A 26,148-nucleotide genomic window follows, 5' to 3' on the forward strand; every position below is an offset into this window, starting at 1 on the left:
ACGACGAGGCTGACGACGGAGGGCACGAATGCCGGAGCAGGAGTACGAGACCGTGCGGGCCGAGGTGGCGGACCGGGTCCTCACCGTCACGCTGAACCGTCCCGAGAAGCTCAACGCGTTCAACCCGCGCATGATGGCCGACCTGCTCGACGTCCTGGACGCGGCCGACGCCGACGACGGCGTACGGGTGATCGTGGTGACCGGCGCCGGGCGCGGATTCTGCGCGGGCGCCGACGTCAGCTCCGGCGGCACGTCCTTCGACCACCGCAAGGCCGGCGCCTGGCACCGGGACACCGGTGGCCGGGTCGCGCTGCGGATCTTCTCCAGCACCAAGCCGGTCATCGCGGCCGTCAACGGCCCGGCGGCGGGTGTCGGGGCCAGCATGACCCTGCCCATGGACATCCGGCTGGCGTCGACCTCGGCGAAGTTCGGCTTCGTCTTCGCGCGCCGCGGCATCGTGCCGGAGTCCGCGGCGAGCTGGTTCCTGCCACGGGCCGTGGGCATGCAGCGGGCCATGGAATGGGTGGCGACCGGCCGGGTCTTCGGCCCCGACGAGGCCCTCGCGGCCGGGCTCGTCCGCTCCGTGCACCCGCCCGAGGAACTGCTGCCGGCCGCGTACGCACTCGCCCGGGAGATCGCCGAGAACACCTCCGCGGTCTCGGTCGCCCTCTCCCGCCAGATGATGTGGCGGATGCTCGGCGAACCCCACCCGATGGCCGCGCACCGGCTCGACTCGCGGATCATGAGCCAGATCGGCGGCGGCCCCGACCCCGTGGAGGGCGTCGAGTCGTTCCTCGCCAAGCGCCCGCCCGCCTTCCCTGGCCGGGTCAGCGAGGACATGCCGCCCGTCTACCCCTGGTGGCAGGAGGAAGAGTTCCGGCCACTGGAGTCCTAGGTTCGCGAGATCTGGCCGAAACATTGTCGTAGTGTGCGTGAAGTGTTAGCGTCCGCCCGGCGGGCATTCAGTTGAATGCGCTGAACCATTCACCGCTGGACGGTAACCATGAGCGATGGTTTCCTGCACGAATCCCTCCGCGATGTCGACTGGGGGGTCGCCACCGCGGACACCCTCGCGGCCCCACCGCCTCACCCTGCCGAGCAGACCGGTCACTTCCGGCAGTGGACCGACGACATCCGGCACCTGACCGGCGTCACCGCCGACACGCACCGCATGGCCGCGGGATGGCCGCAGCTCCAGCCTGACGGCCCCGGCAGCTGGGACCGCGCCGCCCTGGACCGCTGCGACCGCGCGCTCGACTCCCTCCTCGCGCATGGCACTCGGCCGAGCCTCACCCTGTTCGACCGCTCCCTGCCGCCCTGGCTGGACGCCACAGGCGGCTGGCTCGCCCGCGACACCGCCGAGCACTTCGCCGCGTACGCCGCCGAACTGGGCCGGCGCTTCGGCGACCGCGTGGATCGCTGGATCACCTCGACCGACCTGGCCGGACCCACCCTCGCCGACCATGTGGCCGGAATGTACACACCGGGCCGGGGAGTCGGCCGCGCGGGCCTGGCCGCCGTCCATCACATCCTGCTCGCCAACGCCCTCGCCACCCAGGCCCTCAGGGCCGTCGGCGCGAGCGGCCGGATCGGCACCACGGTCACCCTCGTCGGCGGCTACGCGGCCACCGACGACCCCTACGACCGGCTCGCCCTGGAACGCCTGGAGAGCTGGACCAACCGCCTCTTCCTCGACCCCCTGCTGCTCGGCGAGCACATGGTGACCGAGGACGACATCTCACCGGTGACCGCAACCGGCTGCGTACGCCCCGGCGACCTGGACGTCATCGCCACCGCGCAGGACCTGCTGTGCCTGTCCTGGCACACCCCGTTCCGTGTCACCGCACCCGAGAACCTGCCCCGAGTGCTGCCGACCACGCACTGCCGCAGCGCCCTCAACGAGGTGAACCGCCTGCTCATGGGCCTGGGCTTCGCGATCGTCCCCTTCGAGGACGTGGAGACCACCGCCTACGGCTGGCCGATCATCCCCGAAGGGCTCGCCGACGCCGTCGCGGGCCTCTACGACCTCTACGGCGACCTGCTGCCGCCGCTCTCCGTCGTGGACAACGGCATGGGCGACCTCGACCTCGTCGACGGCACCGGACACAGCGACGACACCCGCCGCCGGACCCTGCTGCGCGCCCGGCTCTCCTGGCTCGCGGGACTCGTCGCGGCCGGGGTGGAGGTGTGCGGCTACGAGTACTGGTCGGTCCTCGACAACCTGGAGGCCAAGTTCCGCTACACCCGCCTGTACGCGATGGCGGTCCCGGACCACGAGCCCGGGCCGCGCCCCCCGATGCCCGCCGACTGGCTGCACGACGGCGCCTTCGCCGACGCCGCCGTACCCGAGTCGGGCCGGGCGGCCGGGCTGCGTCTGGTGCCGGCCGAGCCCGGGGCTCAGGGCGCCGGGGCCTCGTAGTCCCTGCCGCGGATCAGCCGGACCGGCGTGTACACGAGCACTTCGTCGTCCCGCTGGTTGCGCACGCTGATCCGGCTGGTCACCACGCCCCGGCCGGGCCTGCTGGAGGGCCGGGAGCCGGTGGTCTCGACGACGGCGTACAGGGTGTCGCCGACGTACACCGGCCCCTGGACCGTGAGTTCCATGTGCAGGAAGGCAAGTCCCGTGCCGTGCAGCACGTTCGTCTGGAGGACGAGCCCCTCGGCCATGGCGTACGTGAGCGCCCCCGGGACGAGCCGCCCGGTGTAGCCGCCGTCCGCCGCGTGCGAGGCGTCCCAGAAAAGGGGCTCGTTGAAGCCGCCCCAGGTGACGAAGTTGACGAGATCCGTCTCCGTGACGGTACGGCGGGCGGTCCTGAAGACCTGGCCCACCGGCATCTCCTCGTATGTCAACCCCCGTACCAGCGGGGGGACTTCGGTGATGGTCTGCTCCGGCGACATGAACGGTTCCTCTCGTACGGGTGGTCGCGGGTGGTGGTCACAGGTCGAGGGGATGCTTGCCGGCCACGCCCTCGAAGTCCGGGCTGCGCTTGTCGCGGTGGGCGCCCAGCCCCTCGACGACCTCGTGGCCCGCGAAACCGAAGAACTCCAGCCCGAGCGAGGCCTCGAAAATCGGCTGCGCGGTGCGGTACCAGTGGTTGAGGGACCGCTTGGTCCAGCTGATGGCGCTGGCCGGCCCGGCGGCCAGCGCGGTCGCCACCCGCAGGCCCTCCGTGTGCACGTCCGCGTCGTCCACGCACTTCGACACCAGCCCGATCCGCTCGGCCTCCTCGCCGGTGAGCGTCTCGCAGGTCAGCAGGTAGTACTTGGCCTTGGCCATACCGCACAGCAGCGGCCAGCAGATGGCGGCATGGTCGCCGGCGGCGACCCCGAGTCGCGTGTGCCCGTCGACGATCTTCGCCGTACGGGCGGCGATGGAGATGTCCGCCAGCATGCCGATGACCAGCCCCGCACCGACCGCCGGGCCATGGATCGCGGATACCACCGGCTTCGAACAGTTGATGACGCCGTAGACCATGTCCCGGGCCTCGCGCATCACGCGGGCACGCACCGCGTACTCCTCGGTCATGGCCTCGATGGAGTCGAAGGTGCCGCCCGCCGAGAAGGCCCTGCCCGCCCCCTGGACCAGCACCGCACGGGTCTGCTCGTCCCGGTCGACCACCGGCCAGATCTCGGCCAGCTCGCTGTGCATCCGGGGATCCACGGCATTGAGGTTCGGTGCGTCGAGCACGATCCGGAGCACGCCGGGCGCGGGCCGCTCGAAGGTCAGGCTCGTGAACGGGGCGTAGAGATCGGTCACGTCGCGCTCCTGGTGTATTCAGTGCGGATACTATAATTATCTAACTGTATCGGGGGGTGGGCGGCAAGCAGCCCGCATGTGACATCGCACCGGGAAGCACTGCACCGGGGAACGCCGCACCGAGGACGGGAAGCTCGGCATGGATCTCACCTTCAGCGAGGAACAGGACGAACTCCGCAAGGTCGTACGCTCGTTCCTCGCCAAGCACTCCGACGAGACGGAGGTACGCCGACCGGCCGCCGACCCGGGGGGCCACGAACCTGTCGTCTGGCGGCGGATGGCCGGCGAACTCGGGCTCCAGGGACTCGCCGTACCGGAGGAGTACGGCGGCTCCGGCTTCGGTTACGTCGACCTCGGCATCGTCTTCGAGGAGGCGGGCCGCGCGCTGCTGTGCGGCCCGTACTTCGCCACCGTCGCCCTGGCCGCCGAGGCACTCCTGCGCTGCGCCGACGAGCCCGCCCGCGCCGAGCTGCTCCCGGGCATCGCCTCGGGCGACACGGTGGCCACGCTCGCGCTCACCGAGGACAACGGCCGCTGGGACGAGCGAGGCATCCGGCTAACCGCACACGAGACGACGAACGGATGGCGGCTGACGGGCGCGAAGACGTACGTCCCCGACGGACACCTGGCCGACCTGCTCCTGGTCGCCGCGCGCACCGAGTCGCCCGGCATCAGCCTCTTCGCGGTGGAGGACGCCGAGGCGCAGGGCCTCACCCGCACCTCCCTCCCCACCCTCGACCAGACCCGCAAACAGGCGAGGCTGGAGTTCACGGACACCCCGGCCCGGCTGCTCGGCACCGAGGGCGCGGCATGGCCGGGCCTCGAACGCACCCTGGCCACAGCCTCCGTCCTGCTGGCCGCCGAACAGGTCGGGGGAGCGGCGGCGGCCCTGGACGCGGCCGTGGAGTACGCGAAGATCCGCGAGCAGTACGGCCGGCCCATCGGCTCGTTCCAGGGGATCAAGCACAAGTGCGCCGACATGCTCATGGAGATCGAGTGCGCCCGTTCGGCCGCGTACGGCGGATTGTGGGCGCTGGACGCGGGCGACGAGACGGAGATCGCCATCGCGGCGGCCCTCGCGCAGGCCTTCTGCTCGGAGGCGTTCACCAGGGTGGCCGGCGACAACATCCAGGTCCACGGCGGAATCGGCTTCACCTGGGAGCACCCCGCGCACCTGTACTTCAAGCGCGCCAAGAGCAGTGAGGTGCTTCTCGGCACACCGTCGTACCACCGCGAACTGCTGGCCGCGCGGCTCGGCATCTGATCATCGGCAGAGGAGCAGAGGAGAGGCCATGGAACTGGACTTCGGGCCCGCCGTACGCGACTTCCGCGACGAGGTGCGGGACTGGCTGGCCGACCATCTCGTGGGGGAGTTCGCTGATCACCGGGGCGTGGGCGGCCCGACGGACGGCGAGGCCTGGGAGGTCCGCCTCGCCTGGGACCGCGAGCTGTCCGCAGGCCGGTGGCTGGGCGTCGGCTGGCCGCAGGAGTACGGGGGCAGAGGCCTCAGCCTCCTGGAGGAGATCGTCTTCGAGTACGAGTACGCCCGTGCGAACGCCCCCTACCGGGCCACCGTCAACGCCCTCGACCTGCTGGGCCCGATGCTGCTGAAGGTGGGCAGCGAGGAGCAGCGGAAACGCTTCCTGCCGCCGATCCTCGCCGTCGAGGAGTTGTGGGGCCAGGGCTTCAGCGAGCCGGGCGCCGGCTCCGACCTCGCGTCGGTCCGTACTCGGGCGGAACGCGACGACGGGGGAGAGTGGGTGGTCAGCGGACAGAAGGTGTGGACGTCGTTCGGCGTCCACGCCGACTGGCTGTACGTCCTTGCCCGCACCGACCCGGATTCCGTCCGCCACAAGGGACTGACCCTGCTGCTCCTGCCCACCGACCAGCCGGGCGTGGAGATCTGCCCGATCCGCAACCTCGCCGGCCAGGACGAGTTCGCCGAGGTGTTCCTCTCGGATGCGCGTACCGGCGCTGACATGGTCGTGGGCGAGGCCGGCCAGGGCTGGCGCACGGCGATGGCCACCCTCGGCATCGAACGCGGCACCACGCTCCTGCCCCAGCAGCTCACCTTCGAACGGGAGGCCGAGGCGCTGATCGACCTCGCCCGGGCCCGGGGCGCACTCGACGATCCGATGTTGCGCCGCCGGATCGTGGACGCCTGGATCTCCGTACGCATCATGCGCACCACCAACCTGCGGACCCTCGCCGAACTGACCGCGGGCCGCACTCCGGGCGCGCAGGCGGTCACGGCGAAGCTGTACGCGTCGACGCGGCATCAGCAACTGGGCCACCTGGCCATGGAGTTGGCAGGCCCGGCCGCACAGATCGTCGGCGAGGACTACGGCCTGGACACCCGGCAACGCTCGTTCCTGCTCTCCCTCGCGGAGACGATCTACGGCGGATCGAGCGAGATCCAGCGCAACATCATCGGCGAGCAATTGCTGGGCCTACCGAAGGAGCCCCGCCCATGACCTCCACAGCCTCCATCGAGGAGCGGCTGGACCGCGTCGAGTCGCAGCTGGCGATCCAGCAACTGCCCATCCGCTACGCGCTCGCCGTCGACTCCCGGGACCTCGACGCCTGGGTCGGCTGCTTCCGGCCCGACGTCGACATGGGACGCCACGGTCGCGGCCGGCAGGTCCTGCGCCGGCACATCGAACCCCTGGTGCGTGGCTTCCACCGGTCCGTCCACCAGATCTGCGGCCACCGCGTCGAGTTCACCGGCCGGGACACGGCGACCGGTGCGGTCTACTGCCGGGCCGAGCACGAGGTGGGAGACCGGTGGATCGTGATGGCGATCTGCTACCGGGACGACTACGCGCGCGTGGACGGCGAGTGGTATTTCTCCCGGCGCCGCGAACAGCACTGGTACGCGGCGGACGTGACGGAACGCCCCCAGGCGGTGGGCTTCAACGGCTGGGAGGGAGCCGGAGAACCAGCGTTGCCCGGGGCGTTCCCCTCCTGGGCGCCTTTCTGGAAGGAGACGACGTAATGGCGCGGTTGTCTGGCAAGACGGCACTGATCACCGGTGGAGGGCAGGGCGTGGGACGCGGTATCGCGCTGGCGCTGGCCGCCGAGGGAGCGTCCGTGGTGATCACCGGCCGCACGGAGGGCAAGCTGAAGGACACGGCCGACGAGATCGCCGGGCGCGGCGGTCGGGTGCATACCGTTGTCGGGGACGTGGGGGAGCGGGCGGACGTCGACCGGATGGTGGCGGAGACGGTGCGGGAGTTCGGCGGGCTGGACGTACTGGTCAACAACGCGCAGTCGTCGGTCCAGCGGAGGCTGGAGCAGACGTCGTACGACGACGTCGAACTCACCTACCGCAGCGGTCCGTTGGCCACGTTCCACGCGATGCAGGCGGCCCTGCCGTATCTCCGGGCGAGCCGTGGGAGTGTCGTGAACCTCGGGTCGTCGGCGGCGGTGCAGGGTGAGGTGACGTTCGCGGCGTACGCCATGGCCAAGGAGGCCGTCCGGGGGCTGACGCGGGTGGCTGCGCGGGAGTGGGGGGCGTACGGGATCCGCGTGAACGTCGTCTGCCCGGCGGCGCTGAGTCCGGCGGCGGAGGCGTATTTCGGGGATCACCCGGAGAAGGAGAGGGGTGTGATCGCCGGGATTCCCTTGGGTCGGATGGGGGATCCGGAGAGGGATATCGGGCGGGCGGTGGTGGCGTTGGTGAGTGATGACATGGGGTATCTGACGGGGGCGACGCTGATGTTGGAGGGCGGGCGAACGCTGCTCGGCTGAGGCGGTGTGTTCTCGCCCCCGCCGCCCCTACCCGTCCCATCCTCGGGGGCTCCGCCCCCCGAACCCCCGTATCGCGCTGAACGCGCTCGTCCTCAAACGCCGGACGGGCTAAAAACCCAAGCGCCAGCCGGCACCATCCAGCCCGTCCGGCGTTTGAGGACAAGGCCCGTTCAGGGCCGTAGCGGGGTCTGGGGGCGCAGCCCCCAGGGATGGGAATGGGTAGGGGCGGCGGGGGCGAAAAAAACCGCCTACACGACCCCCCGACCCCGCAGCCCCAGAAGCTGACCCTCCGTCACCCCGGCCAGCTCGCCCAGGACTTCGGCCGTATGTTCACCCAACGCAGGCGGCGCCACGTACCCCTCCACGGGAGTCCCCGTCAACCGGATCGGATTCGCGAGCATCGGCAGGCGTTGCCCCGACACCGGATCCTCGACCTCGACCAGCATCCCCCGATGCCGTATCTGCGGATCGGCGAAGACATCCGGCAGTTCGTTGAACGGGCCTGCGGGGACGTCGTGCTCGTCGAGAACGGCGAGCCACTCGTCCCGCGTTCGCGTCCGCAGGACCGCCGCCAGCACCGGCAGAATCTCCTCGCGATGGGCAATCCGCGCGGACGTCGTCGCGAACCGCGGATCCTGGAGCAGGTCGGTGCGCCCGGCCGCCGCGCAGAACCCGGCGAACTGCTTGTCGTTGCCCGCGACGAGGAACAGTGGCTTGTCCGCGCACTGGAATGCCTGGGACGGAATCCCCCCGTACCCACCGTTGCCGCGCCGCTTCGGAACCTCCCCGGAGACCAGGTAGTTCATCGCGAAGTGCGACAACGAGGCCAGGCCGCAGTCCAGCAGGGACAGGTCGATGTACTGGCCCTCGCCGGTGACGTCCCGGTGCCGCAGGGCGGCGAGCACGGCCGTGGAGGCGTACAGCCCGGTGAGGATGTCGACCATGCTGATGCCGACCTTCATCGGCTCCTCGGGATGCCCGGAGACGCTCATCATCCCGGACATGGCCTGGAAGATCCCGTCGTACCCGGGACGGGACGCGTACGGCCCGGTCTGGCCGAAGCCGGTCACCGACAGGTACACCAGCCGAGGGTTCACCTCCCGCAGGCTCTCCTGGTCCAGCCCGTACTTCGCCAGCGTCCCCGCCCGGAAGTTCTCGACCACCACGTCCGACCGCGCGGCGAGCGCACGGATCAGCTCCTGCCCCTCGGCGGTTGCGTGATTGACGGTCACCGACCGCTTGTTGCGGTTGCAGGCGAGGTAGAAGGCGGCGGTGTCCGTCCGGTCGCCCTCGCCCTCGGGCCCGGGCGCGAAGGGCGGGCCGTAAGTCCGTGAGTCGTCCCCCGTTCCGGGCCGTTCGACCTTGATCACCTCGGCGCCCAGGTCGGCCAGCATCTGGGTGGCCAGCGGTGCGGCGAGGATGCGGGACAGATCGAGGACACGGATCCCGGCCAGTGCGGTCGACGGCATCGAGGCGCCTCCCTGTGCGACTAACAGCAGAATGAGTTAGATAAATAATACATACGGCCCTCCTGGTTGACCCGTACGATTGCCTCAACTAGCTGATTCATGTAACTATATCGATCGGCCGACAGGCCGAGACCGGAGGGCGTGCTGATGACCGTCGCGGCGAGAACCCTCACCGACCAGGAGCAGCGCGAACGCCGGACCTGGTTCCGGGCCCGCTGGGAGCGCGGGGTCGCCTTCAACCGCCTCTGCCGCATCCGCGTGACACGCTGGGACCCGGACGCCGTCGAGGTGCTGCTTCCCTACGCCGAGTCCCTCTCCGCCCACGAGGGCGTCTTCCACGGCGGAGTCATCTCGGCACTCATCGACACCGCGGGCGCCGGAGCCGTCATCGCCGGGCACGACTTCACGAAGGGGAGTCTGCTCAGCACCGTGTCGATGTCGGTGCAGTACCTCGCACCCGCCCGGGGCCGGGAGGCCGTCGCCTACGCGCGCTGCGTGCGGCGCGGAGGCAGGCTGCACTTCGCCGATGTCGACGTGATGACCGACGGCCGCATCTGCGCGCGCGGACAGGTGGTGGTGACCATCTCCGGGGAACGGCCGGGCGTCGGCGACCCCATCCAACCACTGGACCTCGAACCACTGGACGAGGAGTGACGTGATGCCTGAGGAACCCGTGGTTCCGCCACAGGACCTGGACCTGGTGCTGTACGAGGTCGACGAGGACGGCGTCGCCACCGTCACCCTCAACCGGCCCGAGCGCAAGAACGCCTGGAGCCTCCCCATGGAGCGCCGCTTCTTCGCGCTCCTCGACGAGGCCGCCCACGACCCGGCCGTCCGTGCCGTGATCGTCACGGGTGCGGGCAGGGCCTTCTGCCCCGGCATGGACGTCCAGCGTCTGGAACAGAACGCCCAGCCGGGCCAGTCCCTCAACCTCCAGGCCCGCGTCCCCATGTACAGCAGGCGTGACATGCCGAAGCCGCTCATCGCCGCCGTCAACGGCGCCTGCGCCGGCATCGGCCTGGTCCAGGCGCTCATCTGCGACATCCGCTTCGCCGCCCGAGGCGCCCGCTTCACCACCGCCTTCACCCGCCGCGGCCTGGCCGGAGAGTACAACCTGCCGTACGTCCTGCCGCGCGTCGTCGGCCTGGAGAACGCCCTCGACCTGCTGCTGTCCGGCCGGGTCTTCGACGCCGACGAGGCCAAGGCCCTCGGCCTGGTCAGCCGTGTCGTGGAACCCGAGGACCTGCTCGACGCCGCCCGTGCCTACGCCCGGGACATCGCCCGCAACTGCTCCCCGCGCGCCATGGCCGTCGTACGCCACCAGGTCTACGGCGATCTCGACCGCACCTTCACCGACGCCCTCGCCCGTTCCTACTCCGCGATGGAGTTCTTCGCGGGCTCGCCGGACTTCCGTGAGGGCGTGGCGAGCTTCGTCGAAAAGCGGGAGCCGAAGTTCGAGGGACTCCCGCCGGACTTCGACCCGGACGAGGCCACCCGCGACGCGTTCCTGCCGTACTGACCGAACCGACCGGACTGACCGATGAGTAGGAGTACGCGACCATGACAGGGCAGCCGTTCCCGGTCGAGGCCGGGCACATCTTGATGTTCGCCCGCGCCATCGGCGACGAGAACCCCGCGTACCAGGGCGACGCCCCGCTCGCCCCGCCCACCTTCACCATGGCGAGCGCCCACCACGACCCCGACTACCACCTGCGGCCCAAGCCCGGTGAGGAGTGGTTCGGGTCCGGTGCGGGGCCCGGGGTGATGGCCGAGGGCGGCGGCGGGCTGCATGCCGAGCAGCACTTCGAGTACCACCGCCCGGTCCGCGCCGGCGAGACCCTGTACGCCCACTTCACCCTCGGACGCAGCTGGGAGAGGCAGGGCCGCAGCGGCCGGCTGCTCTTCAGCGAGCGCATCACCGAGTACCGGGACGCGGACGGCGAGCCGGTCGTCAGCGCCAAGACGGTCGCCGTCGTGCCCGAGGGCCCCGCCACCCGTAAGGAGGACGCCCGATGAGCCTGAGCCCGGACGACATCAAGGTCGGCGAGACGCGCGAGAGCGTCCTCGTCGACGACCTCAAGCGCACCCGGATCGTGCAGTACGCGGGCGCGTCCGGAGACTTCAACCCGCTGCACACCGACGAGAGGTTCGCCGTCGACGCCGCCGGATACCCCGGGGTCTTCGCCCACGGCATGCTGACGATGGGCATGACCGGCCGGGTTCTCACCGACTGGGTCGGCGTGGAGTCGCTGCTCCGCTTCGGTGTGCGTTTCAAGGCCCAGGTCTGGCCCGGCGACACCCTCACCGCCACGGCCACCGTCGAGTCGATCGAGGAGACGGCGTCCGGCCCGGTCGCGCACTTCTCCCTGCGCACCCTCAACCAGGACGGCGCCGAGGTGGTCACCGGCACCGCGGCGGCCCGCCTGGAGCAGTGAAGCCGATGGGCGGCGCGCAGGAGCCCGAACTGGCGGCCACCTGGACCGCCATGGTGAGCCGCGCCTACGACCACGCCCGCCCCGCCGTCCGCTTCGGCGACCTGACCTGGACCGGACGCGAACTCCTCGACCGGGCCGCCGGCGCGGCCGACTGGCTGGACACGCTCGGCCTCGAACCCGGCGCACCGGTACCGGCGTTGGCCGCCACCTCCGCCGACGCGCTCGCCCTGGTGATCGGCGGCGCCGGTTCCGGGCATCCGCTCGCACCGCTCGGCGTCCGCATGACCCCGTACGAACTCGCGGCGGTCGTCAAGGGCACCGACTCCCAAATCCTCCTGGCGCAGCCCGAGTTCGCCACCCTCGGCGGACAGGTAGCCGAGCTGTCCGGCCGACGGGTCGCCGTCGTCCCCGAACTGCGCACCAGTGCACGGGAGTTGACGGCCGTACCCGACGAACTCGCAGCCGTCCTGCACACCTCCGGGACCACCGGCCTGCCCAAACCGGTCCCCATGACCCAACGACGCTTGGCGGCCCGCGCCCGCGTCAACGGACAGCTCTGCGGACTCGACCCCGACAGCTTCTACGGCGGCAGCGCCCCCTTCCACCACATCGCCGGCCTCGGCAACATCGCCGTCGCCCTCGCCGCCGGAGCCCTGATCACCGGCCTGCCCCGGTTCACCGTCGAGGGCTGGACCCTGCTGCGGGACCTCGGCACCACGCACACCAGCATGGTCCCGGCGATGCTGGAGACCCTGCTGGCGGCGGGCGAGGCACGCCACGAGACGCTGCGCACCCTCCAGTACGGCGGCGCACCCGTCCGCCCCGGCACCCTGCGCCGGACGTACGAGGCGATGCCCGGCGTCCGCATGCTCAACATGTTCGGGCAGACGGAGGGTTCGCCGATCAGCGTGCTGACGCCGGAGGACCACCGGGAGGCGGTCGCCGGACGCACCGAGCTGCTGCGGTCGGTGGGGCGAGCCGCCCCCGGAGTCGAGGTGAGGGTCCATGGCGCCGGTCCGGACGGTATCGGCGAGATCCACGGCCGCGCCGACCATTTCTTCCGGATCGACGCCGAAGGCTGGCTGCACAGCGGTGACCTGGGGCGCGTGGCCGAGGACGGCTACCTCTACCTCTACGGCCGGGGCACCGACATGATCATCCGTGGCGGTGAGAACGTCCACCCCCTGGAGGTCGAGACGCTCCTCGCGGCCCACCCCGGCGTGGCGGACGTGGCGGTCACCGGCGTGCCCGACGAGCGGCTCGGCCAGACCGTCGTCGCCTTCGTCGTGCCGGCCGACCCCGGCGATCCGCCCAGGCCGGAGGCCCTCCGGCACTACACCCGCGCCCGGCTGTCCGGGTTCAAGGTCCCCGTCCGCTGGTGGTTCGTGGACGACCTGCCGCGCAACGCCAACGGCAAGGTCGTACGCCGTCGGCTGCGCGAGCCGTACGAAGGAGGAGCAAGTGCCTGATGATGTCGACGAGTTGGACCCGCAGCGGCTCGACACGCTGCTGAGCCGGATCCGCAGGGAGGTCGAACACGGCCCCCTGCCGTCCGCGCAGGTCGCCGTCGCCCGGGGCGGCCGGCTGCTGGCCTTCGAGACCTACGGTGACGCGGGCCCCGCCACCCGGTACGTGCTGCAGTCCGTCGGACGGTCGATCGTCGCGGGCGTGGTGTGGAAGCTGATCGGCGAGGGGCTGCTGTCCGTGGGCGAGCAAGTCGCCGCGATCATCCCGGAGTTCGCGCCGAACGGGAAGGAGACGGTGACCGTCGAGCAGGTGCTCACGCACACCGCCGGCTTCCCCTTCGCGCCCCTAGGCCTCCCCAAGATGCTGGACCGCGAACAGCGACTGGCCGCCTTCGGCCGCTGGCGGCTGGACTACCCGCCGGGCACCCGCTTCCAGTACCACCTCACCTCGGCCGCCTGGCTGATCGCCGAGATCGTCGAGCGACGCACGGGCCTGGCCTTCGCCGACTACCTGCACGAGAAGGTCGTACGGCCGCTTGGCCTGTCGTCGATCGAACTCGGAGTGCCGGTCGACCGTCAGCCCGGCACGGTCGCCCCGATGCTCGCCACCGACCGCACGAGCGACGACCAGGAGGCCGACCCTTGGGGCCCCTGGTACCTGTCCGACCCGCGCGTGCTCGCGGCCGGTGAGCCCAGCCACGCCCTGGTCGCCACCGCCGCCGATGTCGCGCTCTACTTCCAGGCGCTGGAGCACTCGGGCCTGTGGAAGCCGGCCGCGGTCGCGGAGGGCACCCGGATCCGGTTCACGGAGCAGCCGTACGGCGAACAGATCTACGGCGGTGGCGGCAACCGCCGTACCAGCATGGGGCTGTTCGTCACCGTGGCCGGACCCGACGCGGGCAGCAACCTGCCGTCCACCGGCTCGCCCGCGCTCTTCGGCAGCGCCGGAGCCGCCTACCAACTCGGCTTCATGGACCCGGAGTCGGGCCTGTCCTTCGCCTGCCTCAGCAACGGCTACCCGCTCGCCGGCTACGACCACACCCCGCGCGGGACCGCCCTTCTTGCCGACATCGCGAATTTGGCGGCGAGCCTGACGGACTGAGCTTCTCCCCGGGTGTTCCTGAACCTCCCGCGGGTTCAGTGCTCGGTCTGGAGTGCTTCGCGGGCGGCCTGTTGAAAGGATGCCAGGGGGATCTGCTTGGCACCGGCAGTCGCAGCGAATCGAGCGCGATAGTCGTCCACGTGCGGCTCGCCGTCTCTGATCGCCGCGCGTATCCATTTCACGCCGATCATTTCCCACTCTCGCATGGCCCGGTGCAAGTCTGCCGCAGTCGCGGCCACCGCCGCCGGGCCCACCACGGCCACCGCGGACGAAGCCGTACTGAACCGGGCCCAGGCATCGTGCGTCTCCGACAGGGCCGCCTGCCATTCGGCCGGCGGGGCGGCCTGCGCGGACAGTTGGTCGGCGGCCTTCCACAATGCCGCGTTCAGTTGGCGCGTAGCCGCCAAGAATGCGGTGTACGCATCGCGCCTCATCTCATCGCGCCAACGCTCACGCTCGGCACGCCGTTGCTCACGATGGTGCCGGGACTGTCCCATCACCGAGAGCCAGCCGCCGCCAAGTCCTCCCAGCGCCCCGACTGCCGCACCGATGACGGCTGCCACGCTCCCATCCACAGCCACGATTAGATCGCAGGGCTGCCTGGCGTGCCAGAGCGCCCAGGTGGGAAATGGCTGAGCCCGGTACAGATACCGGTACCGGGCTGTTCGACCGGACTGCGATGCTCAGCGGCTGATCAGCTGCTGAGCGTTGTTGTACATGATGTCGTCCTGGACGGACTCGTCCAGCTCCGAGATCAGCTTGCGGAAGTCGGCCGGGTTGGCCAGCCCCTCGGCGTGCGGGAAGTCGGAGCCCATGACGATGGACTCGTGGTAGCCGAGGCGCTTGACCAGGGCCACGGTGTCGTCCTCGGGGTAGGGCACCACGCGGATGTGCTTGCGGAAGACCTGGCTGGGCCGCTCGTCCAACTGCCCGCCGATCCAGGGGCCGTTGCGGCCCATGCCCCGGCTCTTGTCCATGTGGCGCACGAAGTGCGGCACCCACTCGGCGCCGAACTCGGACACCAGGACGTTGATGTCGGGGAACCGGCCGAAGAGGTTGTCGAAGATCAGTGCGGACAGCGTCTCCTCGACGGGACGCTGACCGTAGGTGTTCTGCCACTGCCAGGCCGACATCCGGAAGTGGATCGGGTGGGGGTCGAAGCCCCACGAGGGCGCCACCTGCGAGTTGTAGTAGAACTCGCTGATGTGGTAACAGACGCTCGCCTTGGCCTCGTTGACCAGTTTCCAGAACGGGTCGAAGTACGGGTCGCCCGGCGAGCGGCCGTACACCGGCCCCGTGGGCAGCAGGATGAAGCGGGCGCCCTGCTCCAGGACGTACTCCAACTCCTTGACCGCGCTGGGCAGATCGCGCAGCGAGAGCAGCGCGGGGGCGTAGATGCGGTTCTGGTGGTTGAAGCCCCACACCTCGTTCATGTAGCGGTTGAACGAGTGGTAGTTGGCGTAGAGCGGCTCGACGCCCTTCACGTACTCCTCGGCGACCAGTGCCCAGCCGCCCGGGTACATGATCGTCTGGTCCAGGCCCTGCTCGTCCATGACCCGCAGCCGGGCCTCGCGGTTCTGGTACGACTCGTGCATCGGCTCGAACTGGTAGGTCTCCTCCGGATTGCCCGAGGCCATCGCCTTGAGCATCTCCTTCAGTGAGCCGGGACGGTAGACCTGACCGAACTCCGGCTCAAGGCATACGACGATCCGGTCACCGGCGAGGATCACCTCCCGCCCGTCCGGCAGCGTCACCGGTGCGACCGCCGCACCGAGGAACTCCTTCGGAAGGTAGCGGGTGAAGGAGTCCCGCTCCTCGTACATGTGCTGGTCGCAGTCGAAGATGCGCTTGCGCTGTTCGGCCATGGCCGTCGCCTCCGGACCCCAGGATCTATTCAGTACGCCTCCTATAATTATCTAACTGTTTCCAGGAGGCAAGGGGTGGGTCCGGAATGATGACGGGGGTGGGGTCAGTCGATGAGTTCGAGGACCGTCTTGGGTCCGGCCGCGTTGACCACGTCGTCGGCGCTGGAGATGTGCCGCTGCCAGAGCTTCTCGGCCTCGTCCGCCTTGCCGGACTCGATCAGACCGACCAGCCGCACATGTGCGCGGTGCCCCTTGAGGGCCTGGGCCTTCTGGGCCTCGGCGTCGGTGGCAGCGGCGGTGTACGAGGCGTTGGCCCGGTCGATGATGTTGCGGAGCATGCCGCACAGCAGGATCAGGGTCTGGTTGCCGGTGAGTTCGATGAGCAGGGCGTGGAAGGCGTCCTGCGCCTCGACCAGGGAGAGCGGGTCGTCGAGGGCGGCCTTCTCGTTCGCCACCGCGTCACGCAGGCGCTTGATGTCCTCCGCCGTGTGCTTGACGGCCAGCTGGCGGGCGCAGGGCGGCTCGATGAGGGCCGCCGCGCGGTAGATGTCACCCAGGGTGGCGCCGCGGTACTCCAGGATCAGACCGGCGTAGCGGGCGGCGACGTCCGAGTCCGGCGCGCTCACCCGGGCGCCGCCGTGGGCGCCGCGCCGCACGGTGATCAGGGACTCCGACTCCAGCACACGGAACGCCTCGCGCAGGGTCGGCCGCGAGATGCCGAACTGCTCCATCAGGCCCGACTCCGGCGGCAGCGCGTCGCCGGGGTTCAGCTCGCCCCGGACGATCTGGCGGCGCAGATGCGCGGCGACCAGCTCGGCGGTCTTCGGGACCCGCACCTGGCGTCCGACGCGGGTGCGGGTCGTGGCGGGCACGGCCGCCGTTTCTGCTGCGCGGGCTGCCTCGGCCACAGTGGGCGCTCCTTGTTTCGGATATAGCAAAATGAATCGTCTTAGTGCATCGAGGGTACCAGGTCAAGGGTTGGGTGATCTTCCCTTCGCGGCAGCTGATCTGGCGCCCGGCCCGTCCTTGGTATATAGATGATTCATCTAGCTATAAAGCTTGGCTGCAAAGCCAACGGGCCCGTGGGAGTGACCTCGATGACCGAGCAGCCGACCCCGGTGATCCTCACCGAGCACACCGCCGACGGGGTCATGCTCCTCACCCTGAACCGGCCCGAGCGGCACAACGCCTGGACGCTGGAGATGGAGCTGCTCTACAACGAGCTGTTCGACCGGGCGGAGCAGGATCCAGGGGTACGGGCCGTGGTGCTCACCGGCGCCGGGCGCAGTTTCTGTCCGGGGATGGACATGAGCGTGCTCGACGGGGCGTCGTCCGGCGCCCGCCCGTGGCCGACGGACCAGTTGCCCCCGCGTACCCGTCCCATGTCCTTCCCCAAGCCCGTCGTGGCGGCGATCAACGGTGCCTGCGCGGGCATCGGGTTCAACCAGGCGCTGATGTGCGACGTCCGCTTCGCCGTCCCGCAGGCCAAGTTCGCCGCCGCCTTCAGCGCGCGCGGCCTGGTGGCCGAGGACGGTGTGTCCTGGATCCTGCCCCGGCTGGTCGGCTACGGCAACGCCGTCGATCTGCTGCTGTCCTCGCGCCGGATCACCGGGACGGAGGCTCTGGCGTTGGGCCTGGTCAACCGCCTGGCCGAGCCGGAGGACCTGCTCCCGGCGGCACTCGCGTACGCGACCGAACTGGCCCGCTCGGCCAGCCCGTACGCCATGTCCCTCATCAAGCGGCAGCTCGCCGACGACCAGGCCAGGTCCTTCACCGAGAGCCGCGACCATGCCGCCGCCCTCCTGGCCACGGCGAAGCGTGCCCCGGACTACCGCGAGGGTGTGCGCAGCTTCATCGAGCGCCGGCAGCCCGAGTTCGCGGGGCTGGGGGAGCCCGTGCCGGAGCCGGGCGAGGACGGGGCAGAGCCGGTGGGGACCTCGGAGCCGGCGGAGATCTCGTCATGACCCGCGCCGAAGTCCCGCTGCACCGCCGTACCGTCGCCGTCACCGCCTACGCGGAGGAGGGCGGTGACGAGATCTCGGTCGAGGCGGAGCTGCGTGACGAGCGGCCGTGGGCCGAGCCGTCGGCCGCCGTCGTGCACCGGATGGTGCTGGCCGTGCGCGTCCGTCTCGCGGACATGGTGATCGTGGCCGCCGAAGCCGACATGCGGAGCTTTCCGCACGCCGAGTGCCCGCGCATCACGCCTGTCTTCGACGGTCTCGTCGGGCTCGGCGTCGCCGCCGGGTACAACCGGGCGATCCAGGAGCGGTTCCGGGGTGTCTCCGGATGCACCCACCTGTACGAACTGACTCGCGTGCTCGGCCCCGCGGTCGTCCAGGCGTCCCTGTCCGCCTACGTACGGCGCCGTGACGGCGGTGACCCCTCGGTCGGTCCGAGCCCCACCGCCGGTGTGCTCGACAGCTGTCACATCTGGGCGCCGGACGGGGTGGGTCTGCGCAAGCTCGACGCGGGCTGGCGCCCGGGGAGCGGGCCGCGTCCGGTCCCGCCGGTCGAGACCTTCGAGCGTCAGCGGCCCAGGTAGGCCAGCTCGGGGAAGTGCCCCTGGTAGGCGTCCAGCAGGCGTTTGGCGACGGCGTACGAGTCGATCAGGGGATGGATCGTCAGAGCCTTGACAGCATGTGCGCGATCACTGGTGGTGGCCGCCCGGATCACCGCGCGTTCGACGGCCTTGACCGAGCACACCAGACCCGTGCCGTGTTCGGGCAGCGCGGCTCCGGCGATGGGGTGGGCGCCGTTGCCGTCGACGTGGCAGGGGACCTCGATGACGGCGTCGTCGTCGAGGACGGGGATCCGGCCGCGGTTGCGGACGTTGAGGATGAGGGATGCCCGCTCGTCCCGGGCGATGGCCCGCATGAGGGCGAGAGCCACCTGCTCGTAGCCGCCGGACTCCAGGTCGCAGGAGTCGCGGTCGCCCATGCCGACGGCGTCGCGGTTCTCCGCCATGTAGGTGACCTCGCGCTCCAGTCGGGTGGCGTCCCAGGCGTTCCAGGCAGTGCGGGGCGCCGGTGCGGAGCTGTCGGCGGCTTCCAGGGAGTCGTAGAAGCGCTGCTGCTGGGAGTGCAGGAAGGCGCCCCGGGTCTGCTCGGCGGCCCCCGCCGAGCGCACCGACTCACGGCTGAAGTAGTAGTAGTGCAGGTACTCGTTGGGCAGCGCGCCGAGGGTGCGCAGCAGGTCGGCGCCGAAGAGCTTGCCCTCCTCGAAGGAGGTCAGCGCGGCCTCGTCCTCGAACAGCGACGGCAGCAGGTCCCGGCCGTCGGCGTACAGGCCGCGCAGCCAGCCCAGGTGGTTCAGGCCCACGTAGTCGAGGCTGACGCGCGCCGGATCGACGCCGAGCGCCCCGGCCACGCGGCGGCCCAGGCCCACCGGGGAGTCACAGATCCCGATCACCCGGTCGCCCAGGTGCGCGGTCATCGCCTCGGTGACCAGACCGGCGGGATTGGTGAAGTTGATGACCCAGGCGTCGGGCGCCAGGGCGGCGATGCGGCGGGCGATCGCGACCGCCACCGGGACCGTGCGCAGCCCGAAGGAGATACCGCCCGCGCCGACGGTCTCCTGGCCCAGAACACCCTCGGCCAGCGCGATGCGTTCGTCCGCCGCCCGGCCCGCGAGCCCGCCGACGCGGATCGCGGAGAACACGAAGTCCGCTCCGGTGATCGCCTCGTCCAGGTCGGTGGTGGCGGTGACCGTCGGAGGGTCGGGGTGTCCGGCCGCCTGGTCGGCGAGGACCCTGCGGATCGTCGCGAGCCGGGAGGCGTCCAGGTCGTACAGGGTCACGTCGGTGACGCGCCCTTCGCCTCGGTCGCCCAGCAGTGCCCGGTAGACCAGCGGGACGCGGAAGCCCCCGCCGCCCAGGATCGTGAGTCTCATACTTCGACCACCTCAACTCCCGCCTCGCGCAGCCGATTACAGGTTTTCTCGTCGCCCGGCGCGTTGGTCACCACGACGTCGAGTTCCTCCGGACCGCACACCCGGGCCATTCCGGTGCCGGGGAACTTTCCGGTGTCCGCGACCAGGACGACCTGGGCGCTGGCGGCGATCATCGCCCGTTTGACGGGCACTTCGACGGCGGTGGTGTCCAGCACCTGGCCGTCGGGGCGGACTCCGCTGGTGCCGAGGAACAGCCGGTCGGCATGGACCTGGCGCAGGTTGTCCTCGGTGAGGAAACCGACCAGCGAACGGTAGTCGCGCCGCACCACACCGCCCAGCAGGATCAGCTGGACGTCCTTGTCGTCCTGGAGTTCCTCGTAGACGGCCAGATTGCTGGTGATCACGGTCAGGGACCGGCCGTGCAGTTGGCGGGCCACCCGGTGGGCGGTGGTGCCAATGTCGAGCAGCACGGTCTCGCCGTCCCTGACGAGGTTTGCGCACCAGGCGGCCAGGGCGTCCTTCGCCTCGACCCGGATGCCGGCCACGTCGGCGAACGGATCGTCCTCGCCCACGACGGGGGCAGCACCGCCGTAGACCCTCTTGAGCAGGCCCTCGTCCTCCAGTTGTGCGAGGTCGCGCCGGATCGTGGCCTCACTCGCCCCGACCTTCTCGGCCAGGGCGACCACCGACGTGGGCCCGTCCGTGCGCAGGGCGCGCAGGATCAGCTGATGTCTTCGGTCAGGGAGCATGCGGCAGACCATACTCGCGAACGCTCCAAACTCAAGCAAAGTCGCGCATGAATGTCTCGATATCTGCTTGACCCTTGTCAAACCCGCGCACCGGGTGCACTCTCTTGCGTAATTCGGAGCCAGGTCCGGACCCCACTCCGGTCGGCCGAAGCGGATGAACGGCATATTCCGCCGTCACGGACGCGTCGGCACCGTCTGAGAGGACCAGGACACACACCCCGGGTGGCTGAAGGGTTGCCCACCCACGCCGATGCTCTTCAGCCACCCGGCCCTCCCGCCGCGTCCCCACCACGGCACACGACGCACATGACGCAGCACATGACGCACCCGACCCACACGTCCTGTCGGACATGCCGGACATCCGGACTCGCCGAAATCTAGGAGAAGACCGTGGACCTTTCCCGCAGACGATTCCTCCAAGCCGCCGTACTGACGGCCGCCGCGGCCGGCGCCACCGCCGCGTGCGGCGGCGGATCGGGGTCGAGCGGCAGCAAGGACAGCAAGGACCTGGCCCTCTGGTACTGGTCGGGGGGCCTGAGCGACAAGGTCGTCGCGGACGCCAAGACGCACTTCTCCGACATCACGCTGAAGACCTCCGTGGTCGGCGGCGACTTCAAGACCAAGCTGCTCACCGGTCTGCGCTCGGCGCAGGCCGCCCCGGACATCACCGGCGTCAAGGGCGAGGACATCGCCTCCTTCCTCCCGAACGCCGACCGGTTCATCGACCTGAAGACCGTCGGTGCGGACAAGCTGGTCCCGGACTACCTGGCGTGGAAGCTCAAGCAGGCCACCACGCAGGACGGCAAGCTCATCGGCTTCCCGATCGACATCGGCCCCTGCGCCACGTTCTACCGCGAGGACCTCTTCGCGCAGGCCGGACTGCCCACCGACCCCGCCAAGGTCTCCGCCCAACTGTCCACCTGGGACGACTACTTCGCGGCCGGCGTCGAGTTGCACAAGGCCGTCCCCAAGACCTTCCTGGTCAACAACATCGGCGCGGTGTTCGGCATGATCATCGGCCAGGGCACCCAGCGGTTCATCGACGAGGACAACAAGTTCATCGGCGACCAGGACCACATCCGCACCGCCTGGACCACCGCCGTGAAGCCCTACACGCTCGGCATCGACGCCAAGATCAACGACAACACCTGGAACGCCGCGATCAGCAACGGCGCCCTGGGCACCGAGATCGGCGCCGCCTGGCACGCGCTGGACATCAGCAACGCCGCCCCGGGCACCAAGGGGAAGTGGCGGGTGGCGAGCCTGCCGGGCGGGCCGTCCAACCTCGGCGGGTCCTTCCTGGCGATCCCCGCGACCAGCGGCAACCCCGAGGAAGCCTTCAAGATCATCAGCTGGATCCTCAGCCCGGAGAACCAGGCCCGCGGCTTCACCGACGCGGCCCTGTTCCCGACCGCCCCGGCCGCCTACAAGCTGCCGGCGCTGACCGGCGGCGACGCCTTCTTCGGCGGCCAGAAGACCATCGAGATCTTCGGCCCGGCGGCCGAGAAGATCCCCTCCGCCTACGAGGCACCGGCCGACGCGGCGGTCTCCGCGCCCTTCTACAGCGAGCTGACCAGCATCGAGGCCAAGGGCAAGGACCCCGACGAGGCCTGGAAGGACGCGGTCAGCCAGGCCAAGCAGATCGCCGAGCGTCAGGGAGTGAAGTGACATGTCGTCAACCCCGGTAGCCGGCCCGGCACCCACCGGACCGACCTCCGGATCCGACAGCGGCCCCGCCGGGCAGCCGTCCCCGGACCGTTCACGCGGTCCGGGGCGGCGCGCCCCACGGATCCGGCCGGTGTCGGCCGGGTCCCGGCCCGGGCCCCGGCGGCGGGTCGCCAGGCACTGGCCGCAGTACGTGGCCATCTCGCCGTACTACCTGATCTTCTCCGTCTTCATGCTCTTCCCGGTGCTCTACACCGTGTACCTGGCGTTCCAGAAGTGGGACGGCATCGGGGACATGCAGTTCGTCGGGTTCCAGCAGTTCCGCTTCCTGTGGGACGACCCGATCTTCTGGATGTCCGTCCGCAACACCCTGGTCATCTGGGTGCTGTCGACCGTCCCGATGCTCTTCCTGGCGCTGGTGCTCGCGGTGCTGGTGAACTCCACCAAGCGCTTCACGGCCTTCTACCGGGTCGCCCTGTTCATCCCCAGCATCACCTCGCTGGTGGCCATCGCGATCTTCTTCGGCGCGGTCTTCAGCAACAACTTCGGCCTGATCAACGCCATCCTCAAGTCGCTGCACGTCTCGGCAGTGCCCTGGATGAGCAACGAGTGGACGATCAAACTGGTGATCGCGACGCTGATGACCTGGCAGTGGACCGGCTACAACGCGATCATCTATCTGGCCGGTCTCCAGGCGATCCCCTCGGAGCTGTACGAGGCGGCCCGGATGGACGGGGCCGGCCCGGTGCGGATCTTCTTCTCCATCACGATCCCGCTGCTGCGGCCCATCATCCTGTTCACCGTGGTGGTCTCCACCGTCACCGGTCTGCAGAGCTTCACCGAACCGCAGGTCCTCTTCGGCAGCGAGGCGGCCACCAATCCCAACTCCGGCGGACCGGGCCAGGCCGGTCTGACCACGTTGCTGTACTTCTACCACCAGGCCTTCGACAACAACGACTTCGGCTACGCCGCCGCCATCGTCTGGGCCTTCTTCCTGCTGATCCTGCTCATCGTCCTCATCAACTGGCGTCTGGTGCAGCGTAAGGAGCCACGGCCATGAACGGCCTGAACCGCAAACGCGTCCGGGGCCTGAGCGTCCACGTCATCCTGATGCTCGGCGTGGTCGTCTCGGTGTTCCCGTTCTACTGGATCGTCGTCATGGCGACGAACACCTCGCAGGACATCTACAGCTACCCGCCGAAGCTGTGGTTCGGCGGCAACCTGCTGACCAACATCCAGCACCTGTTCGACAGGATGGACTTCTTCGGAGCGCTGTCCAACACGATGATCGTCGCGGTCTGTACGACGGTCCTGGTGCTGTTCTTCGACTCGCTGGCCGCGTTCGCCTTCGCCAAGTACGACTTCCCCGGCAAGAAGTTCCTCTTCGGCGTGCTGCTGTCGATGTACATCCTGCCGACCCAGCTGGCGATCATCCCGCAGTACGAGATCATGGTGCAGCTGGGCTGGCTCGGTACCCTCAAGGCGCTGATCGTGCCAGCCGCCGCCAACGCGTTCGGCATCTTCTGGATGCGCCAGTACACCACCACCAGCGTCCCCGACGAACTGCTGGACGCCGCCCGGATGGAGGGCGCCGGGTTCTTCCGGCTGTACTGGCACGTGGTCCTGCCGTGTGTCCGCCCGGCCCTGGCGTTCCTCGGCATCTACACATTCATCGCCGCCTGGAACGACTACATCCTGCCGTTGGTGATGCTGGTCAACCCGGACAAGCTCACCCTTCAGGTGGCGCTGGCCCAGCTGTACGCCGGTCACTCCACCGACTACAGCATGGTGATGGCCGGGGTGCTGCTGTCGGTCATCCCGCTGGTGCTGGTGTTCACCTTCTTCGCCCGCGGGTTCATCGCCGACGCCACCAAGGGTGCCCTGCGCTGACGGCGGCCGGCGTGTTCGACAGCAGGTGATCAGGCTCTCGGTTCGCGCGGCAGGCCCAGCACCTTCTCCGCGAGGATGTTCCGCTGCACCTGGGAGGTGCCCGCGTAGATCGTGCCCGAGCGGGCGATGAGGTACGTCGTCGACCAGGACGCCGAGGAGTTCGCGGCGCCCGGGTCGTCGGCGCGGTAGGTGCGCAGGGGCTGGCGTCCGACCGGTACCTGGCCGTGCAGGCCCATGATGTCCATCGCCAGGTCGGTGACCTCGGTGTGGTACTCGCTCCAGTACAGCTTGGCGATCGACGACTCGGGGCCGGGCTCGGCGCCCTTGAGCCAGCCGGTGAGGATCCGGTAGCCGAGGTAGCGCATGATCTCGACCTTGGACCAGCACCAGGCGATGCGCTGCCGGACGACGGGGTCCTGGTCCTTGCCGTACAGCCGGGCCAGCTCGACGAGCCGTTCGACCTCCGCCTTGAAGAGGAGGGGGTTCGTCGCCGCCTCCTCGCCGCGCTCCACGCCCAGCAGGCTCTGGGCGACCGTCCAGCCGTTGTCGACGCCGCCGACGACGAGATCGGCGCGGGTGCGGGCGCCGTTGAAGAACACCTCGTTGAAATGCAGCTGCCCGCTCATCATGCGGAACGGCCGCACCTCCACGCCGGGCTGGTCCAGCGGGACGAGGAGGAAGGAGATCCCGCGGTGCCGGGACGCGTCCTGGTCGGTCCGGGCCAGGACGAAGATCCAGTCGCTGTGGTGGGCGCCGGACGTCCACACCTTCTGGCCGTCGATCACCCACTCCTCGCCGTCCCGCACGGCGCGGGTCCTCAGCGACGCCAGGTCCGAACCCGCGTCCGGCTCCGAGTAGCCCTGGCACCAGGTGTCCTCGCCGCTCAGGATGCGGGGGAGGAAGTGCGCCTTCTGCTCCTCCGTGCCCCACCGCAGCAGCGTGTTCGCCAGCATCTTCACGCCGAAGGTGTCCTGCGGCAGCCCGAACGGCACCCCGGCCAGGGCCAGTTCCTCCATCAGGACGACCTGGTGGAGCTTGGACAGAGCGCGTCCGCCGTACTCCTCGGGCCAGGTGAGGGAGAGATACCGGCGCTCGGCGAGCCGTCGGCGCCAGTCCCGGGCGAAGATCCAGGCCGCCTCCTCGTCCAGAGCGCCGATGCCCGTCCAGCCCGGCGGCAGCGTCTCGGAGAGGAACTCCCTGACCTCGGTGCGGAACGCCTCGGTCTCCGGGGGATAGCTGATGTCCACCTGGCTTCTCTCCTCGTCCGGCCCCGCTCGCACAGCTCATCGCTGTATTGATTGTTTGAGCATAATAGGTTATCTATTTGAGAGGAATAGCGTCGAGCCGGAGGCGGGCTGACATGGGACTGCTGGACGGCAGACACGCGGTGATCACCGGCGGCGCACAGGGCATCGGCTTCGAGATCGCCGCCGTCCTCGGCGGCGAGGGCGCGTCGATCGTCCTCGGCGACATCAACGAGGACGCCGCCGCGGAGGCCGCCGAACGCCTCGCCAAGAACGGCGTCGCCGCCACCTCGCTGCGCTGCGACGTCACCGACGAGGACGAGGTCGCCGCCCTGGTCACCCACTGCGCCGACACCTTCGGACCGGTCGGCGTCATGGTCAACAACGCCGGGATCACCCGGGACGCGACCCTGCGCAAGATGGCCGTCACCGACTTCCGTGCCGTCGTCGACGTCCACCTCACCGGCGCCTGGAACGGCACCCGCTTCGCCGCCGAGGCGATGCGCGCGCACGGACACGGCGGCAGCATCGTCAACATCTCCTCCATCGCCGGCAAGGTCGGCAACTTCGGCCAGACGAACTACAGCGCCGCCAAGGCCGGCCTCGTCGGCCTCACCAAGGCCTCCGCCAAGGAGCTGGCGAAGGCGGGCATCCGCGTCAACGCCGTACAGCCCGGCCTGATCCGCACCGCCATGACCGAGGCGATGCCCCCGGCCGCCTGGGACGCCAAGCTCGCGGAGATCCCCCTGGGCCGCGCGGGCGAACCCGCCGAAGTCGCCCAGGTCGTCCTCTTCCTCGCCTCCGACCTGGCCAGCTACGTCACCGGAGCCGTGGTCGAGGTGACCGGCGGCCGGTACATGTGACCACT

At 69.9% G+C, this 26,148-nt stretch carries 27 protein-coding genes; 18 read left to right on the forward strand and 9 right to left on the reverse strand.

Going from position 1 to position 26,148, the window contains the following annotated elements:
* Positions 1-28 precede the first annotated feature (28 nt).
* Together ACWDR4_RS04175 and ACWDR4_RS04180 are read left to right on the forward strand one after the other, a co-directional pair.
* Entirely contained in the window at positions 29-895 is an 867-nt protein-coding gene (locus ACWDR4_RS04175) for a crotonase/enoyl-CoA hydratase family protein (protein WP_450403640.1), read from the forward strand.
* Positions 896-1,003: 108 nt separating this feature from the next.
* Entirely contained in the window at positions 1,004-2,419 is a 1,416-nt protein-coding gene (locus ACWDR4_RS04180; RefSeq protein WP_450403641.1) for a family 1 glycosylhydrolase, read from the forward strand.
* Here the strand turns inward: ACWDR4_RS04180 and ACWDR4_RS04185 are convergent.
* A complete protein-coding gene (locus ACWDR4_RS04185; protein WP_450403644.1) occupies positions 2,398-2,898 on the reverse strand; it encodes a MaoC family dehydratase in 501 nt (166 codons plus the stop codon). The genes ACWDR4_RS04180 and ACWDR4_RS04185 overlap by 22 nt on opposite strands.
* A 37-nt stretch (positions 2,899-2,935) precedes the next feature.
* Positions 2,936-3,757, reverse strand: coding sequence for an enoyl-CoA hydratase/isomerase family protein (locus ACWDR4_RS04190; protein ID WP_450403647.1), 822 nt, complete (start codon positions 3,755-3,757; stop codon positions 2,936-2,938).
* A 139-nt stretch (positions 3,758-3,896) separates the two neighbouring features.
* Here ACWDR4_RS04190 and ACWDR4_RS04195 point away from each other — a divergent pair, with 139 nt between their 5' ends.
* Genes ACWDR4_RS04195 through ACWDR4_RS04210 form a run of 4 tightly spaced genes read left to right on the forward strand, consistent with a single transcriptional unit; the run spans position 3,897 to position 7,507 of the window.
* Positions 3,897-5,021 (forward strand): acyl-CoA dehydrogenase family protein, encoded by a 1,125-nt coding sequence (locus tag ACWDR4_RS04195; protein WP_450403648.1) that lies wholly within the window; start codon positions 3,897-3,899, stop codon positions 5,019-5,021.
* Between the two features lie 28 nt (positions 5,022-5,049).
* Entirely contained in the window at positions 5,050-6,231 is a 1,182-nt protein-coding gene (locus tag ACWDR4_RS04200) for an acyl-CoA dehydrogenase family protein (RefSeq protein ID WP_450403651.1), read from the forward strand.
* Complete coding sequence (locus ACWDR4_RS04205) at positions 6,228-6,752, forward strand: nuclear transport factor 2 family protein (protein WP_450403653.1); 525 nt, start codon at positions 6,228-6,230, stop codon at positions 6,750-6,752. Before ACWDR4_RS04200 ends, ACWDR4_RS04205 begins: the two co-directional genes overlap by 4 nt.
* Entirely contained in the window at positions 6,752-7,507 is a 756-nt protein-coding gene (locus tag ACWDR4_RS04210; protein ID WP_450403655.1) for an SDR family NAD(P)-dependent oxidoreductase, read from the forward strand. Before ACWDR4_RS04205 ends, ACWDR4_RS04210 begins: the two co-directional genes overlap by 1 nt.
* 248 nt (positions 7,508-7,755) lie before the next feature.
* Here ACWDR4_RS04210 and ACWDR4_RS04215 read toward each other — a convergent pair whose 3' ends face one another.
* Positions 7,756-8,976, reverse strand: a complete 1,221-nt coding sequence (locus ACWDR4_RS04215; RefSeq protein WP_450403657.1) for a CaiB/BaiF CoA transferase family protein — start codon at positions 8,974-8,976, stop codon at positions 7,756-7,758.
* Between the two features lie 147 nt (positions 8,977-9,123).
* Here ACWDR4_RS04215 and ACWDR4_RS04220 point away from each other — a divergent pair, with 147 nt between their 5' ends.
* From ACWDR4_RS04220 to ACWDR4_RS04245, 6 genes are read left to right on the forward strand one after another with little or no spacing between them, the layout of a single operon-like run.
* A complete protein-coding gene (locus tag ACWDR4_RS04220; protein ID WP_450403658.1) occupies positions 9,124-9,630 on the forward strand; it encodes a PaaI family thioesterase in 507 nt (168 codons plus the stop codon).
* Positions 9,631-9,634: 4 nt separating this feature from the next.
* Complete coding sequence (locus tag ACWDR4_RS04225; protein ID WP_450403660.1) at positions 9,635-10,495, forward strand: enoyl-CoA hydratase-related protein; 861 nt, start codon at positions 9,635-9,637, stop codon at positions 10,493-10,495.
* Positions 10,496-10,536: 41 nt separating this feature from the next.
* Complete coding sequence (locus tag ACWDR4_RS04230) at positions 10,537-10,992, forward strand: FAS1-like dehydratase domain-containing protein (RefSeq protein WP_450403662.1); 456 nt, start codon at positions 10,537-10,539, stop codon at positions 10,990-10,992.
* Positions 10,989-11,411, forward strand: coding sequence for a MaoC family dehydratase (locus ACWDR4_RS04235; protein ID WP_450403665.1), 423 nt, complete (start codon positions 10,989-10,991; stop codon positions 11,409-11,411). The genes ACWDR4_RS04230 and ACWDR4_RS04235 overlap by 4 nt, the downstream gene beginning before the upstream one ends.
* A 5-nt stretch (positions 11,412-11,416) precedes the next feature.
* Positions 11,417-12,880, forward strand: a complete 1,464-nt coding sequence (locus ACWDR4_RS04240) for a class I adenylate-forming enzyme family protein (protein ID WP_450403668.1) — start codon at positions 11,417-11,419, stop codon at positions 12,878-12,880.
* On the forward strand, positions 12,873-13,979 hold the full coding sequence (locus ACWDR4_RS04245) for a serine hydrolase domain-containing protein (protein ID WP_450403671.1): 1,107 nt from the start codon (positions 12,873-12,875) through the stop codon (positions 13,977-13,979). Before ACWDR4_RS04240 ends, ACWDR4_RS04245 begins: the two co-directional genes overlap by 8 nt.
* A gap of 35 nt (positions 13,980-14,014) precedes the next feature.
* Here the strand turns inward: ACWDR4_RS04245 and ACWDR4_RS04250 are convergent, their stop codons facing one another.
* The 3 genes from ACWDR4_RS04250 to ACWDR4_RS04260 form a co-directional block, all read right to left on the reverse strand.
* Positions 14,015-14,542, reverse strand: a complete 528-nt coding sequence (locus tag ACWDR4_RS04250) for a hypothetical protein (protein WP_450403673.1) — start codon at positions 14,540-14,542, stop codon at positions 14,015-14,017.
* 120 nt (positions 14,543-14,662) lie between these two features.
* Positions 14,663-15,844, reverse strand: coding sequence for an amidohydrolase family protein (locus tag ACWDR4_RS04255; RefSeq protein ID WP_450403675.1), 1,182 nt, complete (start codon positions 15,842-15,844; stop codon positions 14,663-14,665).
* Between the two features lie 104 nt (positions 15,845-15,948).
* Positions 15,949-16,752: a FadR/GntR family transcriptional regulator gene (locus tag ACWDR4_RS04260; protein ID WP_450403678.1), complete on the reverse strand. Its 804-nt coding sequence runs from the start codon at positions 16,750-16,752 to the stop codon at positions 15,949-15,951.
* A gap of 189 nt (positions 16,753-16,941) precedes the next feature.
* Between ACWDR4_RS04260 and ACWDR4_RS04265 the strand changes: the two genes are divergently transcribed.
* Together ACWDR4_RS04265 and ACWDR4_RS04270 are read left to right on the forward strand one after the other, a co-directional pair.
* Positions 16,942-17,808 (forward strand): enoyl-CoA hydratase-related protein, encoded by an 867-nt coding sequence (locus ACWDR4_RS04265; protein WP_450403679.1) that lies wholly within the window; start codon positions 16,942-16,944, stop codon positions 17,806-17,808.
* Complete coding sequence (locus tag ACWDR4_RS04270; protein ID WP_450403681.1) at positions 17,805-18,386, forward strand: DUF2889 domain-containing protein; 582 nt, start codon at positions 17,805-17,807, stop codon at positions 18,384-18,386. The genes ACWDR4_RS04265 and ACWDR4_RS04270 overlap by 4 nt, the downstream gene beginning before the upstream one ends.
* Here the strand turns inward: ACWDR4_RS04270 and ACWDR4_RS04275 are convergent.
* Positions 18,371-19,732 carry a 6-phospho-beta-glucosidase gene (locus ACWDR4_RS04275; protein WP_450403684.1) on the reverse strand — a complete coding sequence of 454 codons (1,362 nt, stop codon included), beginning with the start codon at positions 19,730-19,732 and terminating at the stop codon, positions 18,371-18,373. The two genes, ACWDR4_RS04270 and ACWDR4_RS04275, sit on opposite strands and share 16 nt — an antisense overlap.
* Positions 19,729-20,481: a DeoR/GlpR family DNA-binding transcription regulator gene (locus ACWDR4_RS04280; RefSeq protein ID WP_450403685.1), complete on the reverse strand. Its 753-nt coding sequence runs from the start codon at positions 20,479-20,481 to the stop codon at positions 19,729-19,731. The genes ACWDR4_RS04275 and ACWDR4_RS04280 overlap by 4 nt, the downstream gene beginning before the upstream one ends.
* Positions 20,482-20,871: 390 nt before the next feature.
* Here ACWDR4_RS04280 and ACWDR4_RS04285 point away from each other — a divergent pair, with 390 nt between their 5' ends.
* The 3 genes from ACWDR4_RS04285 to ACWDR4_RS04295 are packed head-to-tail and all read left to right on the forward strand — an operon-like array spanning position 20,872 to position 24,036.
* Complete coding sequence (locus ACWDR4_RS04285) at positions 20,872-22,149, forward strand: extracellular solute-binding protein (protein WP_450403688.1); 1,278 nt, start codon at positions 20,872-20,874, stop codon at positions 22,147-22,149.
* Position 22,150: 1 nt separating this feature from the next.
* Positions 22,151-23,206, forward strand: coding sequence for an ABC transporter permease subunit (locus tag ACWDR4_RS04290; protein ID WP_450403690.1), 1,056 nt, complete (start codon positions 22,151-22,153; stop codon positions 23,204-23,206).
* Positions 23,203-24,036, forward strand: coding sequence for a carbohydrate ABC transporter permease (locus tag ACWDR4_RS04295; protein WP_450403692.1), 834 nt, complete (start codon positions 23,203-23,205; stop codon positions 24,034-24,036). Before ACWDR4_RS04290 ends, ACWDR4_RS04295 begins: the two co-directional genes overlap by 4 nt.
* Positions 24,037-24,065: 29 nt before the next feature.
* Here the strand turns inward: ACWDR4_RS04295 and ACWDR4_RS04300 are convergent, their stop codons facing one another.
* Positions 24,066-25,283, reverse strand: a complete 1,218-nt coding sequence (locus ACWDR4_RS04300) for an acyl-CoA dehydrogenase family protein (protein WP_450403695.1) — start codon at positions 25,281-25,283, stop codon at positions 24,066-24,068.
* Between the two features lie 113 nt (positions 25,284-25,396).
* Here ACWDR4_RS04300 and fabG point away from each other — a divergent pair, with 113 nt between their 5' ends.
* Entirely contained in the window at positions 25,397-26,143 is a 747-nt protein-coding gene (gene fabG, locus ACWDR4_RS04305; protein ID WP_450403698.1) for a 3-oxoacyl-ACP reductase FabG, read from the forward strand.
* The last annotated feature ends 5 nt before the right edge of the window (positions 26,144-26,148 follow it).

The sequence above is a fragment of the Streptomyces sp. NPDC000878 genome (assembly GCF_053599695.1).